11 protein-coding genes and 1 rRNA gene are annotated in these 15056 nt (G+C 69.5%); 7 read left to right on the top strand and 5 right to left on the bottom strand.

What is annotated here, in order from left to right; genetic code table 11:
• Position 1 precedes the first annotated feature (1 nt).
• On the top strand, positions 2-1132 hold the full coding sequence (gene galT / locus ABC337_RS08930) for a galactose-1-phosphate uridylyltransferase (protein WP_412884275.1): 1131 nt from the start codon (positions 2-4) through the stop codon (positions 1130-1132).
• A gap of 18 nt (positions 1133-1150) precedes the next feature.
• Positions 1151-2338 carry a galactokinase gene (galK, locus tag ABC337_RS08925; RefSeq protein WP_412884276.1) on the top strand — a complete coding sequence of 396 codons (1188 nt, stop codon included), beginning with the start codon at positions 1151-1153 and terminating at the stop codon, positions 2336-2338.
• Between the two features lie 2 nt (positions 2339-2340).
• On the opposite strand, the gene ABC337_RS08920 is transcribed toward galK, so the two are convergent.
• Positions 2341-3330 (bottom strand): LLM class flavin-dependent oxidoreductase, encoded by a 990-nt coding sequence (locus ABC337_RS08920; RefSeq protein WP_412884277.1) that lies wholly within the window; start codon positions 3328-3330, stop codon positions 2341-2343.
• Between the two features lie 180 nt (positions 3331-3510).
• Between ABC337_RS08920 and ABC337_RS08915 the strand changes: the two genes are divergently transcribed.
• The 4 genes from ABC337_RS08915 (at position 3511) to ABC337_RS08900 (ending at position 8039) form a co-directional block, all read left to right on the top strand.
• Positions 3511-4380: an aldo/keto reductase gene (locus ABC337_RS08915; RefSeq protein ID WP_412884278.1), complete on the top strand. Its 870-nt coding sequence runs from the start codon at positions 3511-3513 to the stop codon at positions 4378-4380.
• A gap of 58 nt (positions 4381-4438) precedes the next feature.
• A complete protein-coding gene (locus tag ABC337_RS08910) occupies positions 4439-5146 on the top strand; it encodes a type 1 glutamine amidotransferase domain-containing protein (RefSeq protein WP_412884279.1) in 708 nt (235 codons plus the stop codon).
• A 49-nt stretch (positions 5147-5195) separates the two neighbouring features.
• The gene (locus tag ABC337_RS08905) at positions 5196-6890 is read left to right on the top strand and encodes a helicase HerA-like domain-containing protein (protein ID WP_412884280.1); all 1695 of its coding nucleotides are present in this window, start codon (positions 5196-5198) and stop codon (positions 6888-6890) included.
• Positions 6891-7046: 156 nt separating this feature from the next.
• Positions 7047-8039 carry a hypothetical protein gene (locus ABC337_RS08900; protein WP_412884960.1) on the top strand — a complete coding sequence of 331 codons (993 nt, stop codon included), beginning with the start codon at positions 7047-7049 and terminating at the stop codon, positions 8037-8039.
• 257 nt (positions 8040-8296) lie between these two features.
• Here the strand turns inward: ABC337_RS08900 and ABC337_RS08895 are convergent, their stop codons facing one another.
• The 3 genes from ABC337_RS08895 to ABC337_RS08885 form a co-directional block, all read right to left on the bottom strand.
• Positions 8297-10258 carry an NHL domain-containing thioredoxin family protein gene (locus tag ABC337_RS08895; RefSeq protein WP_412884281.1) on the bottom strand — a complete coding sequence of 654 codons (1962 nt, stop codon included), beginning with the start codon at positions 10256-10258 and terminating at the stop codon, positions 8297-8299.
• The gene (locus ABC337_RS08890) at positions 10258-12396 is read right to left on the bottom strand and encodes a bifunctional copper resistance protein CopD/cytochrome c oxidase assembly protein (protein WP_412884282.1); all 2139 of its coding nucleotides are present in this window, start codon (positions 12394-12396) and stop codon (positions 10258-10260) included. Before ABC337_RS08890 ends, ABC337_RS08895 begins: the two co-directional genes overlap by 1 nt.
• 132 nt (positions 12397-12528) lie before the next feature.
• Positions 12529-12816: an HU family DNA-binding protein gene (locus tag ABC337_RS08885; protein WP_056341443.1), complete on the bottom strand. Its 288-nt coding sequence runs from the start codon at positions 12814-12816 to the stop codon at positions 12529-12531.
• A gap of 726 nt (positions 12817-13542) precedes the next feature.
• Between ABC337_RS08885 and ABC337_RS08880 the strand changes: the two genes are divergently transcribed.
• Positions 13543-14835, top strand: coding sequence for an ISL3 family transposase (locus ABC337_RS08880; RefSeq protein WP_412883490.1), 1293 nt, complete (start codon positions 13543-13545; stop codon positions 14833-14835).
• Between the two features lie 98 nt (positions 14836-14933).
• On the opposite strand, the gene rrf is transcribed toward ABC337_RS08880, so the two are convergent.
• Positions 14934-15050: ribosomal RNA gene (rrf, locus tag ABC337_RS08875) — 5S ribosomal RNA — on the bottom strand.
• Between the last annotated feature and the right edge of the window lie 6 nt (positions 15051-15056).

The following is a 15056-nucleotide window of genomic DNA, read 5'->3' as shown; positions in this document are numbered from 1 at the left end:
CATGGAACAGATCACCAAACGCGCCTACAAGCTCTCCGATGGGCGGGACCTGATCTACTTCGACGACGCGGACACCACGCTGCCGCCGGACCGCGGCCCGGACCTGCGCGAACCCATGGACCGGCCGGAGACGGCCACCATGCGCCAGGACGTGCTGACCGGCGAGTGGATCTCCATCGCGGCGGCCCGGCAGAACCGGGTGGTCCTGCCGCCCACCCACCGGGACCCGCTGGCCCCGGCGTCGCGCGACAACCCCTCCGAAATCCCCAGCCGCTACGACGTCGCCGTCTTCGAGAACAAGTCCCCCTCCTTCGGCCCGGCCCTCACCGGCCCGGACGCCCCCGAAGGTCTGGAGGACCTGGCCCGGATCGGCCTGGGCCGCAGCCGGCAGGCGGTGGGCCGCTGCGAGGTGGTCTGCTTCTCCCCCGAGCACACCGGGTCCCTCGCCGGCCTGTCCCGGTCCCGGATGCGGACCGTGGTGGAGGCCTGGGCGGACCGCACCGCCGCGCTCTCCGCGCTGCCCGGCGTCGAACAGGTCTTCCCGTTCGAGAACCGCGGCGAGGCGATCGGCGTGACCCTGCACCACCCGCACGGCCAGATCTACGCCTACCCGTACATCACCCCCCGCACCTCCCAGCTGATCCGCACCCTGGCGGACTACGAGGGCTCCCTCTTCGAGGACATCCTCGCCTTCGAACGGAACTCCGAGCGGGTGCTGCTGCAGGGTGAGCACTGGACGGCGTTCGTGCCGTTCGCGGCGCGCTGGCCCCTGGAGGTCCACGTCCTGCCGCACCGGCACGTCCCGGACCTCGCCGGCACCACCGACGCCGAACGGGACGAATTCGCCGGCCTGTACGGGCGGCTGCTGCGCGGCGTCGACGCCCTGTACGACACCCCCACCCCGTACATCTCGGCGTGGCACCAGGCCCCGGTCAACGCCCACCGGGACGACATCCGGCTCATGCTGCAGCTGACCTCGCCCCGCCGGGAGAAGAACAAGCTGAAGTACCTGGCAGGGTCGGAGGCCGCCATGGGCGCCTTCATCGCCGACATCCCCCCGGAAACCGCCGCCGCGCGGCTGCGCGAGGCCATCGCCACCGCCGACGCCGCCACCGGCATCCCCACCACGTAGCAGGAAGAACCACCCGCCATGACTGAACTCTCCCAGCAGGGACGCGACTACTTCGCCGGCCAGTTCGGCCACCAGCCCGAGGGGGTCTGGTCCGCCCCGGGCCGTGTGAACCTCATCGGCGAGCACACCGACTACAACGACGGTTTCGCCTTCCCCATCGCGATCGAGAAGCGCGCCGCCGTCGCCGCATCCCGCCGGGAGGACCGGCGGCTGCGGGTGGCCAGCGATTCCTTCCCCGGCGTCGTCGTCGTCGGACTTGACGGCCTGGACCCCGACGCACTGCAGGGCTGGTCCGGCTACCCCCTCGGCGTCGCCTGGGCCATGGCGGAGGCGCTGCGGAGCGCCGGCCGCGACGTCGCGCAGCTGCCCGGCGTGGACCTGGCGCTCACCTCGGACGTTCCCGCCGGCGCCGGCCTGTCCTCCTCCGCCGCGATCGAATGCTCCGTGGCCTTGGCCCTGAACGAGCTCTGGGACGCGGGCCTGGACCGGCAGGAGCTCGCCCGGATCGGCCAGCTCGCGGAGAACCGCGTGGTCGGCGCACCCACCGGCATCATGGACCAGTCCGCGTCGCTGCTGGGCGAACCGGACCACGGGATCCTGCTGGACTGCCAGAGCCTGGTGACGGAGATCGTCCCGCTCGGGTTCGAGGCCGCCGGCGTGGGCCTGCTGGTCATCGACACCCGGACCAGCCACTCGCACTCCGACGGCGGGTACGCCAGCCGCCGCCGCTCCTGCGAGGAGGGCGCGGAGGCGATGGGCGTGGGCAGCCTGCGCGGCCTGGGCCCCGAGGACCTGCCCCGCGCCGAAGCCACCCTGGAGCCGGTGACGTTCCGCCGGGTCCGGCACATCATCACCGAAAACCAGCGGGTCCTGGACACGGTGGCCACCCTGCGCAGCCACGGCGCCGCCGCCATCGGACCGTTCCTGAACGCCTCACACGTCTCCATGCGGGACGACTTCGAGATCTCCACCCCGGAACTGGACCTCGCGGTCGCCACCGCCCAGTCCCTGGGGGCGATTGGGGCGCGGATGACCGGCGGCGGGTTCGGCGGGGCGGCCATCGCCCTGGTCCGGGACGCCGACGCCGAAACCGTCGCCCGCGGCGTGCTCGAGGCCTTCGACAAGGCGGGCTTCACCGCGCCGCACATCTTCCCGGTCACCGCGGCCGAGGGCGCCCGGCGCGAGCCGGCGTTCGAGGAGGCCTAGGGCTAGACCCTGGCCAGCCCGGCAACCTCGGCGAGCAGTTCCACGGACCGGAGCCGGTCCTCGACCCGGGGGCTCTGGTGCGCCACAATCAGCTCGTCGGCGTCGGCGTGCTTCGTGAAGCCGTCCAGGTACTCCATGACGGCGTCGGGGGTGCCGACGGCGGAGTACTTCATCATCTGCGCCATGTGCTGGCCCTGCGGGGAGTCCAGGATCATGTCCGCCTCGTCGTCGCTGAAGACCCGGCCGTTGCCGAAGAACAGGGACACCCGGGCCCGCTTGGTGGCCTGGAACATCTCCTGCGCGTCGGAGGCGGAGTCCGCGGCGATCACGTTCACGGCGGCGATCACGTGCGGGGCGTCCAGCTGCTCGGAGGGCCGGAACTCGCGGCGGTAGATCGCGACGGCGTCCTGCAGCGCGTTCGGCGCGAAGTGCGAGGCGAACGCGTACGGCAGGCCCAGCTGCGCGGCCAGGCGGGCGCCGAAGAGGGACGAGCCCAGGATGTACAGCGGCACGTTGGTGCCCTTGCCCGGGATGGCCTCCACGCCCTGGATCCGGCTGTTGCCGGTGAGGTAGCCCTGCAGCTCCAGCACGTCCTGCGGGAAGCTGTCGGCGCTCATCGGGTCGCGGCGCAGCGCCCGCATGGTGTTCTGGTCGCTGCCGGGGGCACGGCCCAGGCCCAGGTCGATCCGGCCCGGATGCAGCGTCTCCAGGGTGCCGAACTGCTCGGCGATGGTCAGCGGAGAGTGGTTAGGCAGCATGACGCCGCCGGCGCCGAGCCGGATGCTCTTGGTCTGCGACGCGACGTGGGCGATCAGGACGCTGGTCGCGGAGGAGGCGATCGTGGACATGTTGTGGTGCTCGGCGTACCAGATGCGGCGGTAGCCCAGCTCCTCGGCCCGCTGCGCCATGGCAACGCTGCCGGCGAAGCTCTCTGCCGCCGTCTGGCCCTTGCCGATGATTGCGAGGTCAAGGATGGAAAGCGGAACAGTCACGGAAAAGCCGGCCTTTCGTAGCGGAAAGTGTGGGAAGTGCAGTGTGAGGAATGCCGGGCCGTCCTGCGGCCGGGCGCCTATAGGTGGCAACGACGGCGGTGCCCGTCTTATTTCTGCCAATCTCCGTTGCGGCCGCCACACCGGCGGAATACTCAGCACCCTTACTGTGTTGGCCTTGCCATGAGCCACGAGACAACAGAGCACCAGGAAGTATCCGCCACGATCGACCTGCCGGGCGTCGGAACCGTCCACCGGCTCGGCTTCGGTGCCATGCGCATCGTCGGCGACGGCGTATGGGGCGAGCCGGCCGACCGTGCCGCCGCCGTCGCCGTCGTCCGCCGCGCCGTCGACCTCGGCGTCGACTTCATCGACACCGCCGACTCCTACGGCCCCAACATCAGCGAGGAAATCCTGGCCGAGGCGCTGCACCCGTATCCGGCGGGCCTGAAGATCGCCACGAAGGTGGGCTTCACGCGCACCGGGCCGGACCAGTGGATCCCCGTCGGCCGTCCCGAGTACCTGCGCCAGCAGACCGAACTGAGCCTGCGCAAGCTCAAGGTCGACGCCCTGGGCCTGCTGCAGCTGCACCGGATCGACCCCAAGGTCGACGCCGAGGAGCAGTTCGGCGTGCTCCGCGAGCTGCTGGACGAGGGCAAGGTGAAGGCCCTGGGCCTGTCCCAGGTCAGCGTCGCCGAACTCGAACAGGCAGGCAAGCACTTCACCGTCTCCACCGTGCAGAACCGCTACAACCTGACCGACCGCAGCTCCGAGGACGTCCTGGACTACGCCGAGGAGAAGGGCATCGGTTTCATCCCCTGGGCCCCCATCTCCGCCGGCGAACTCGCCCGGCCGGGCGGACCGCTGGACGAGGCCGCCAAGCGTCTCGGCGCCACCACCTCGCAGGTGGCCCTGGCCTGGCTGCTGCGCCGCTCCCCCGTCATGACGCCCATCCCCGGCACCGGCTCCATCAAGCACCTGGAGGAAAACCTCGCGGCTGCCGGCGTCGTCCTCGATGACGCCACCTTCGCCGAGCTCAACAACGCCCGCTAGACCACCTTCCCCCTCATAAACCCACCGCCGGGCCCGCCCGGCAGAACAGGAGCACACCATGGCCAACATCCTGATGGTCGTATCCGCCGCCGATTCCCTCACCATGCGTGACGGCAGCCAGCACCCCACCGGCTTCTGGGCCGAGGAGCTCGTCGTCTCCCACCAGGAACTGATCAAGGCCGGCCACACCGTCCACATCGCCACCCCCGGCGGCACCAAGCCCACCGTGGACCAGGTCAGCCTGCAGGCGGACCAGGCCGGCGGCCAGGAGCGCGCGGACGGCTTCCGCTCCTACCTGGAGCAGATCGACGGCGAGCTCTCCTCCCCGCTGGTGCTCGCCGACGTCGACCTCTCCGGCTACGACGCCGTGGTCATGCCCGGCGGCCACGGCCCGATGGCCGACCTGTACCAGGACGCATCCCTCGGCAAACTCCTGACCCAGGCCAACAACGACGGCAAGATCATCGCCCCGTTCTGCCACGGCCCCGCCGGCCTGCTCAGCGCGGTCGACGGCGACGGCACCTTCGCCTTCGCCGGCCGCCGCGTCACCGTCTTCACCAACGAGGAGGAACTCGGCGGCGGCACCGGCGAGAACACCCCGTGGTTCGTCGAGGACGAGCTCAAGAACAAGGGCGCCGTCGTGGACAACGGCGGAGCCTGGACCTCCCACGTGATCCGGGACGGCAACCTGATCAGCGGCCAGAACCCGCAGTCCAGCGCGGACGTGGCCCAGGAAGTCATCAAGGCTCTCACCGACGCAAAGTAATTACGGCCGACGCCGGGTCCGGGCAACCGGACCCGGCTAAGCTAGCCGCATGGCGATCAAATCCACCGCAGATAAAGTAGCCACACTCCAAAAGGGATACACCCTGGAGGGTCCCACGATTGAGCTGGGAGCAGCGATCGTCGACGGCGAGCTGCACAAGGAAGCACCGGTCCGCCTGCCGCTGGCCATGATGAACCGGCACGGCCTGGTGGCCGGCGCCACCGGCACGGGCAAGACCGTGACGCTGCACATGATGGCCGAACAGCTCTCCACCGCTGGGGTCCCGGTGTTCCTCGCGGACATCAAGGGCGACCTCTCCGGCCTCGCCACCGCGGCCGCCGGCTCCGAGAAACTCAAGGCCCGCACCGACAGCATCGGCCAGCCGTGGTCCGGCAAGACCTTCCCGGTGGAATTCCTCGCCCTCGGCGGCGACGGCGCCGGCGTCCCGGTCCGCGCCACGGTCACCTCCTTCGGCCCGATCCTGCTCTCCCGGATCATGGACCTGAACGAGACCCAGGAATCCAGCCTGCAACTGGTCTTTCACTTCGCGGACAAGAACAACCTCGAACTGATCGACCTCAAGGACCTCCGCGCGGTCATCCAGTTCCTCACCTCCGATGAGGGCAAGGAAGCCCTCCAGGACCTCGGCGGGCTCTCCAAGGCCACCGCCGGCGTCATCCTCCGCGAACTGATCACCCTCGAGGCCCAGGGCATGGAGAAGTTCTTCGGCGAGCCCGAGTTCAACACCGCCGAGCTGCTCCGCACCGCCCCCGACGGCCGCGGCGTGGTCTCCTGCCTGGAACTGCCCACCCTGCAGACCAAGCCGATGCTGTTCTCCACCTTCCTGATGTGGCTGCTGGCGGACCTGTTCGAGGACCTGCCCGAGGCCGGGGACCTGGACAAGCCGAAGCTGGTCTTCTTCCTCGACGAGGCGCACCTGCTCTTCAACGGCGCCTCCAAGGCCTTCCTCGATGCCATCACCACCACCGTGCGGCTGATCCGCTCCAAGGGCGTCGGCATCTTCTTCGTGACCCAGACCCCGAAGGATGTCCCCGCCGACGTCCTGGGCCAGCTGGCCAACCGGGTCCAGCACGCCCTGCGGGCCTTCACCCCGGAGGATGCCAAGGCCCTCAAGGCCACCGTCTCGACCTTCCCGGTCAGCGACTACGACCTTGAGGAAACCCTGACCACGGCGGGCATCGGCGAGGCCGTCATCACCGTCATGAACGAGAAGGGTGCACCCACCCCGGTGGCGCTGACCCGGCTGCGCGCGCCGGAATCCGTGATGGGTCCCAGCGAGGCCGCCCTGGTGGCCAGCACCGTGGCGGCCTCGTCGCTGCTGGCCGCGTACGGCACCGCCGTCGACAACGTCTCGGCCTACGAGAAGCTCTCCGGCAAGGCCGCCGCACCCACGGGTCCGGCCGCCGGCCCGGCCTCGGCGCCGGAGACCGGGGCTACCCCGGCCGGCACGCCCACCGACGTCGACGCCGACGCGCGGCGGATCGAGGAGGAGATCCTTGGCCGCCCGAGCAGCCGCCCGGCCCCCGCTCCCGAACCCCGCCGTGCCCCGCAGGCCCCGCCCGCCCCGCAGCAGGGCGGCGGCATGGCCGGTGACCTGGCCGGCGCCCTGGGCGGTGCGCTCGGCGGCGGGCTGAAGAGCATGGCCCGGTCCTTGGGCACCCAGCTGGGCCGCGAACTGCTGCGCGGCGTCTTCGGCACGTCTTCCCGGAGCCGTCGCCGCTGACGCCTGTGGGGTGCAGGCTGGGAGCGCCCGGCTGTTGGCCTGACTCCGGCCTCTCTGGGGTCTGGCTGGGGCTTCTCTGGGCGCGTCCGGCCGTCATGCACGGACGTCGTGACACCGGGATTTGGCGGGGCGGCAGGTAACGTAAGAGTCGTGCAGATGAGTCAGGCCGTCGTCAAAACCGCAGCCCTGTGGCTGCTGGGCCTGATGCTGGCAGTGGCCGGCGCCGTCGTCGCCATCAACGTCGTGAACAATTCCCTGGCCAGCCCGCAACAGCCGGTGCGCGAATATCTGGACGCGCTCCGCCAAGGTGAGGGCGCCAAAGCCCTCGGCCTGCTGCACGCCTCCGTCCCCAAGAGCAACGCCGCCATGCTGGATGGCGCCGGCCTGAAGGCGGCCGCGGCGCGCCTCTCCGACGTCTCGGTGGGCCGCGCGGAGGACCGGGGCGGCAACCGGGTGATGGTGCCGATCGACTACAGCATCGACGGCAGCCGCCAGCGCACGGAGTTCCTGCTCCAGGGCTCGGACCCGCAATGGCTGTTCTTCCGGGACTGGGCCTTCGTACCCACCACGCTGCCCGTCCTGGACGTCACCGTGGTCAACTCCAACCACGCCGCCCTCAACGGGGTTCCGGTCAACATGCCCAACGGCCGCAACAGCTTTGCCGTGTTTTACCCCGGCCAGTACGAGGCGTCCCTGAACAGCCAGTACTTCGCGGCGCCCCCTTCCCGGACCACGCTGACCGGCAAGGACGCCCCGGCCGCGCCGCTGAACCTGCTGACCCGCGCCACCGACGGGCTCAAGGGCGCCGTCACGGCCAAGGTCAAGGAATTCCTGGACACCTGCGCGGACCAGGCGGACAAGAAGCAGCAGCTCCAGCCGGACTGCCCGTTCTACCACGCCACCAACAACCGGGTGGTGGACGGCACCATCGACTGGAGCATCACCGACTACCCGGTGGTCAGCATCGAACCCTTCGGCGGCCGCTGGGTGGTGGCGCCACTGGACGGCAAGGCCCGGATCAAGGCCCGGCAGGTGGACCTCTTCACCGGCGCCGTCACCGAACTGAACGCGGTGCACGACTTCAGCTTCACCGCCCGGCTGGACGTCGACGGGGACTCGGTGAAGCTGACCCCGCAGCTGACCGGCTAGTTTTTCTGCGGCCGACGCTCCGGACTGGCCCTTCTTTGGGCGCTCGGTCCCCGGTTCCCGGTATATGCACGGGATCCATGGCCCCACTCTGCGGGTGGCCCGCCGGCCCCGATGGCCACAAAAGGGCCCATGTGGACAACGTCGGCGCCGGACCGGCCCGTCTTTGCCCTCCCCGGCCCAATACCAACCAGCCGGCCAGCGGCAAGCGGAGGCATAAAAGGGCCGGTCCGGGTCAGACCCGGACCGGCCCAGTCGCCTTAGTCCATTCCGCGTAGATCCAGCACCAGTTCGGTATCACCGTCGGGCTGCAAGGTCACCGGGATGCCCCAGTCCTGCTGGTACAGGTGGCAGGCCGCATGGTCCGGGATCTCGCCGTCGGCGTCCTCGGGGCCGTCACAGGCGGCCGCGCGGGCCGTGATGTGCAGGACGCCCTCGGGGACATCGGAGGCTAGCTCCAGGGTGCGGAGCAGCCCCACGGAGGTCCCGCCGCCGGCCACCAGCAGCTCCGGCGGGGTGGAGGAGATCTTCAGCTGCGTCGGGTCGCCCCAGCGGTCGTCCAGCTTCTGCCCGGTCGGGGCGTTGAAGCGGACCGTGAGGGACAGCAGCCCGGGCGCCACCGGGCTCTTAGGCCGCTGCGTCTGGGCGGCTCCCTCGTCCACCTGCTGGGCTTCCTTGGGGATCGGCACGTACACGAGCTGGTGCTTGTTGGCCTCGACCACCACCAGCAGCGGCTCCTCGCCGGCCACGTGGGTGTGATCCACAATCACGTCGGAGGGCTCGGACAGGCCGCGGGCCAGGGTGGACACGGTTCCGGTGGCCGGGTCGTAGCGGCGGACAGCGCCGTTGTAGGTGTCGGCGATGGCCACGGAGCCGTCGGGCAGCACGGTGACGCCCAGCGGGTGCTGGAGCCGCGCCTCGGCGGCCGGGCCGTCACGGAAACCGAAGTCGAACAGGCCCTTGCCCACGGCGGACTCGACGGTGACGCTGCGGTCCTCGCCGATCACCAGCTTCCGGAGCGCGGAGGTCTCGGAGTCTGCCACCCAGATGTTGCCGTCGGCGTCTTCGGCGAGGCCGGAGGACTGGGCGAACCAGGCCTCGGCGGCCGGGCCGTCCAGGAGCCCCTCGAGGCCGTTGCCGGCGACGATGGTGACGGCCCCGGTCAGCGGGTCGAAGCCGAAGATCTGGTGCACACCGGCCATGGCCACGACCACGGCGTTGAGCTTCGCGGACCAGACGACGTCCCACGGCGAGCTGAGCGCCACCTTCAGCGGATCGGCTTCCAGCGGGGCACCGTAGGCGGCACCCTCCTCGTCCACGCGGGCCGGCCCGGTCTCGAGCAGCCGCTGGATTCCGTTGCCGGCCAGGGTGGTTGCGTCACCGGTGCGGAGCGAGAGCCCGCGGAGCCGGTGGTTCACCGAGTCGGCAATCACGACGTCGTAGCCGGCCTGGTCGGCCACCTCCTGGGGCAGCAGCACCAGGCCCTGGGGCTCGTTGAAGCGGGCGTCGGCGGGGCCGCCGTCGGCGTACCCCTTCTCGCCCGAGCCGTAGGTGCCCAGCACCGTCTCGAAGTCGGTAGAGAGTTCCACCAGGCGGTGGTGGCCGGTGTCGGTGACCAGCCAGGACCCGGCGTCGCCGGCGGCATCGGAGCCGCGGCCGGCGGGCAGGTAAAGGGCCTTGCCGGGGAAGCGCAGGGTGCCCGACGTCGGTTCCGGCGCGACGTAGGGGCCGTCGCCGCGGTGCAGGGTGCCCTTGGCCTCGTGTTCAGCGATGAGTTCGGGGATCAGCACGGCGAGGCCGTCGGCGTGACCCTCACCGGAGAGGTGCGCCACGATGTAGCCCTCGGGGTCGACGACCACCAAGGTGGGCCAAGCGCGGGCGGTGTACGCCTTCCAGGTCTCCAGCTCCGGGTCGTCCAGGACCGGGTGGCGGATCTCGTAGCGTTCGACGGCGGCGGCGAGGGCCACCGGGTCCGCCTCGTGCTCGAACTTGGGCGAGTGCACGCCCACGGTCACCAGGACGTCCGAGTACTCCTGCTCGAGGGGGCGCAGCTCGTCCAGGACGTGCAGGCAGTTGATGCAGCAGAAGGTCCAGAAATCCAGGAGCACGATCTTGCCGCGCAGGGATTCGAGGTCCAGGGACTTGCCGCCGGTGTTCAACCAGCCGCGTCCCACGAGTTCGGAGGCCCGGACCCGGTGGTGGGTGCGTACTGTTTCGCTCATCAGCGTCCTTCCAGCTTGGAGATTCGGTCGGCCAGCTTCGCGTCGCGTTCGGCGAGCTTGGCAAACATATCGTTGTAAGCGGTGAGATCGGCGTCGTTATTCCTGTCCGCGGCGCGGTCGGTGCGCTTCGATTCGCGCGCGTCGGAGCGGGACCACTGGACGGCGACGCCGATCGCCACCAGCAGGGTGGGTACCTCGCCGATGCCCCAGGCCACGGCACCGCCGGTCTGCTGGTCCAGCAGGGCCGACTGTCCCCAGGCCCGGCCGAGGTTGCCGAAGTAGTCCGCGGCCAGCAACCCGGTGCCACCCATGATGGAGACGCCGAAGAAGGCGTGGAAGCCCATCGTGGCCAGCAGCAGCAACAGGCGCATCGGGTACGCGGCGCGGCGCGGCAGCGGATCGATGCCAATCATGGTGAGCACGAAGATGTAGCCGGTCAGGAGGAAGTGCAGGTTCATCAGCTCGTGGCCCACGTGGTCGCGCATGGCGTAGCCGAACGCGTCCGAGAAGTAGAACAGGATGATGGACCCGGCGAAGTTCGCGGCGGCGAAGAGCGGGTGCGTGACCAGCTGGGAGAACTTCGAGTGCACGAAGATCAGCAGCCATTCCCGCGGGCCGCGTGAGCTGTCACGGCGCGCGGTGAGGGCGCGCAGCGCGAGGGTCACCGGGGCGCCGAGGACCAGGAAGATGGGCGCCACCATGGTCAGGGCCATGTGGTCCACCATGTGCGCGGAGAACAGCACCCGGCCGTAAACCGCCGGCGGCCCGGAGGTGATGTAGGTCAGGACGACCAGGCCGATGATCCAGTTCGCCGTCCGGAACCAGGACCAGGAATCGCCCCGCTTGGTGACCTTCCGGACGCCCAGCAGGTAGGAGACCAGGCCGGCGGCGGCCACGGCCACCCAGAGCCAGTCGAAGCGCCATTCGGTGAGCCAGCGCTCCGGGGTCAGCTCGGGCGGCAGTTCGTAGCCGGAGAGGATGAATGCCGGGGAGGCGTCGGGGGCGAAGGTGGTGGGCTGCGGCGGGGCCGAGCGGCCGAGGGCCACCGCCAGGCCGGAGGTGGCGCCCATGATCAGCAGTTCGACGGCGATCAGCTGCCAGAGCACCCGGCGGGCCGTCTTGCCGTGGCCCGTGGCGCCCAGCTGAGGGATGACCCACCGCCGATGCATGAAGCCCACGCCGCCGAGGACCAGGGTGGCCGCGGCCTTGGCCATGATCAACTGCCCGTAGGGGGAGCCGAAGAGGTCGGCCCAGCTGGAGACCCGGATGCTGGCGTTGACGATGCCCGAGCCGAAGACCAGGGCGAAGGCGAATCCGGCCAGAGCGGAGAACCGCCGCAGGGTGGGCTCGGTGATGTCGGCCTTGCCGCCGGAGCTGGTGAGAATTTGGGAGAGGAGGGCGAGCACGATGATGCCGCCCACCCAGGCGGACACACCGGCCAGGTGCAGGGCCAGGGAGTTGATGGCGCCCTCATGGTCGTTCGAGCTGGCGGAGTGGCCGATCAGCGCCTGCGGGATCAGGCCGCCCGCGGCGATCACCAGCGTGATGGCCAGCGCGCCCCGGGAGCGGATGCCGAAGAGTGCGGTGGTCACGACGGCGGCGATGATGACGACGGCGAGCCAGGCCCTGCCGGTGTCGATGTCCGTCATGTAGTAGACCAGTGACTTGGTGAATTGCGGGTCGCCCGCGAGGGTCTGGCCGGCGATGTCGGCGTAGCTGAGCACCAGGACGGCGACGGCGGACAGCGTCCAGACGACGCCGGCGATCGCCGTGACGGCCAGCGCCCGAGTGAAGGCGGGGTGTTCGGGGGCGTTCCTGTCCCGGGAGGCCTTGCGGGTGGAGTTCCGCGGCAGGATGCCGACGGCGAAGAGGAGGCCGCCGATCACGGTCGCGATCGAGATGTTGTGCAGCGCCTTGGTGACCGGCAGGCCCCAGCGGACAAGGGCGCCGGGGTCGGAGACCGCGCGGGCGCCCGCCGCGCCGGAGAACAGCAGTCCGGCGATCAGGGCGGCGAAGAGTGCCGCCAGCCCGGCCCACAGCCACGGTTGCGTGATGCCAGGGGTGCCGGCGCCGGAGCCAGCCGGTCCGCCCGGCCGGGAGGACGCTGCCGGGCTCTGGGTTCTCGTAGCAAAAGGCACAGTTCCATTGTCCGCTACTGCCGCCGCCGGGCCGAATCCGGGGTCACGGCGGGCCGGCCGCTGGCGGGTTGGTTAAACGCAAAGGAGCGGCAACCCGCGAGGGGTTGCCGCTCCTTCAAGCGTGGAAGAAGACTACTTCTTCTTGGCGACGGCGGCCTTCAGCTTGGAGCCTGCGGTCAGCTTGACGCTGTGGCCGGCGGCGATCTGAATGGTCTCGCCGGTCTGCGGGTTGCGGCCGGTGCGGGCAGCGCGGTCGGTGCGCTCAACGGCGAGCCAGCCCGGGATGGTGATCTTTTCGCCCGCGGCGACAGAGGTCTCGAAAACCTCGAACAGTGCATCGAGCACGGAGTTGACGGCTGCCTGGCTGGTGCCGGCCTTGCCAGCTACCTCTGAAACAAGTTCACTACGGTTCTTAGCCATGTATGTCCTCCTGGACTGATCTAATTTCTGAAGCCTGCCCGCAGTGCGCGAGCAAGCCACTCTTCGAAAACTTACCAGCTAGGCGCCCGCGAGGAGACAAAATTCCGCGTGTTTTCGCGCTTTTTTGGCCAAAATCACGACTTCGCGGGGGTTTGGACGGCCCATTTCAGCCCTCAGCGGACGCATCAGCACCATCACCCCCAGCCGGCGCACCACCGGCCGGATGCCGGGCCACCGAAGAATCGCCGGGACCGTGGGCGGGAATGGCTCCGCAGCGCCCCTGATGAAGTGGCTGCGGCCGCGCTGTTGCCGTGCCGCCGGCGTGGGCGCCGGGCTGCGGGGACCGGGCACTGAGCAATGACCACCGGGCGGTGTACCTACCCCAGCTCAAACAACGGGCCCAGGACCCGCGTAAGCCTCCCTGTCGCCTGTCGAGCTCTCTCCGTTCCGGCAGCTAGGGGCAAGGGCCGGCACCGTCTCCCCTGAAGCCCGCCGATCCCAGGTCGAGCAGCGAGCTAGGAGCCGGCAGTGCGCCTGCCCTAAAGCCTGCCGAGTACCGGGCTTCCCCGCTGCCGGTTGGCCGCCACGATTGTGCTGTTGTTGTTGTGGTTAAAGGGCTCTTCGCGGTTCGTGGGGAACTGATTTCGTGTCGTAGCTAAAAAAGGGGCCCGTGGCCCTGCTGGGATGAGTGTGTCTAGCATTCAACCAGGAACAGGACCACGAGCCTTGACTGAGCCTACCTTCGTGGCGTTCGACGCTGCCACCAGCATCTTCAACCTGCCCGACTACCGCGTCCTCTCCGTCACCGTGCTGGAAGACGGGCGCCGCCAGATCATCGTCGAAACAGACCAGCCACCAGGCTGCCCGAGCTGCGGTGTTGTCGCGACGCGGCGGAAGGAACGGCGCCTCCAACGGATCCGGGATATCCCTGTCGCCGGCGCCGTGGAGGTGCTCTGGTCCAAGTACCGCTGGCATTGCGAGGAACCGGCCTGCCCGCGGCTTTCCTTCTTTGAATCCACCGCCCAGGTCCCGCGCCGCGCCCGTTCCACGGGCCGGCTCCGGGACCACGTCGTTGATGCGGTCATCAATTCCGGCAGGGCCGTGTCCGAGACGGCCGCTGCGTTCGCGGTGTCCTGGTGGATGGTCCGTGCCGCGCTGAACGAAGCCTGCCTTCTGACGCTGCCGGACGTGGATGAGCTCAGCCCCCGCATGCTGGGCATCGACGAACACCGGTTCCGATCCGTGCGGTATTTCCGTGACCCGGACTCCAGCTCGTGGATCCGGCACGAGCCGTGGATGACCACCATCGTGGATCTGGACACCGGGCAGGTCTTGGGTGTGGTCGATGGCCGGGACCACAAGGGCGTTGGCGACTGGCTCTTCGCCCGCCCGCTTCAGTGGCGGCTGGGCGTGCAGGTCGTTGCGATCGACCCCTCGGCCGCATTCCGGAAAGCGTTGAGGATGTGGCTTCCCCGCACCGCTGTCGCGGTCGATCACTTCCACTTGGTGTCCCTGGCCAACCAGGCGGTGACAGAGGCCCGGCAGAACCTCTCCCAGCAGGTCAAGGGCCGCCGCGGCCGCGGCATCGACAAGGCCTGGGCCCACCGGATGCTGCTCCTGCGCGCCGGCGACAAGCTCTCTGACCCCGCGGCCCACCGCCTGGCTGAGGTCTTCACCGCCGATGACGCCACCGGCAAGCTCGAGGCAGTCTGGAAGGTCAAGGAAAAGCTGCGGGCGCTGCTGCGCACCAACTCGCTGGCTGACGCCGCCGCGGCGAAAGAGGAACTCATGACCCTCGTTGAAGCCGCCGGAAGGCCGGAGACGAACAAGCTCTACCGCACTGTCTGCCGGTGGTGGAACGAGATCGAAGTCCTCATCGTCACCGGCGCCACAACCGGCAAGGTCGAAGCCAACAACACCGGAATCAAACACATCAAACGCACCGCCCGCGGCTACCGCAACGCAGGGAACTACAAATCGATTATCCTCATGACCAGTGCCGTCCGGACGGCGGCATGACACTCATCCGCGGAATCAATTTCCCCATAAACCTTGAAGAGCCGGTTAAAGTGGGAGAGCCTCCAACCGTGTGGTTGGAGGCTCTCGACCTAATGGTTGTCCGGCGGTGACCTACTCTCCCACACCCTCCCGGGTGCAGTACCATCGGCGCTGTGGGTCTTAGCTTCCGGGTTCGGAATGGGACCGGGCGTTTCCCCCACGCTATGACCGCCGTAACCCTG

The organism is Arthrobacter phoenicis (assembly GCF_047238215.1).
Classification (GTDB): domain Bacteria; phylum Actinomycetota; class Actinomycetes; order Actinomycetales; family Micrococcaceae; genus Arthrobacter.
This window is presented reverse-complemented; position numbering and strand designations above follow the sequence as displayed.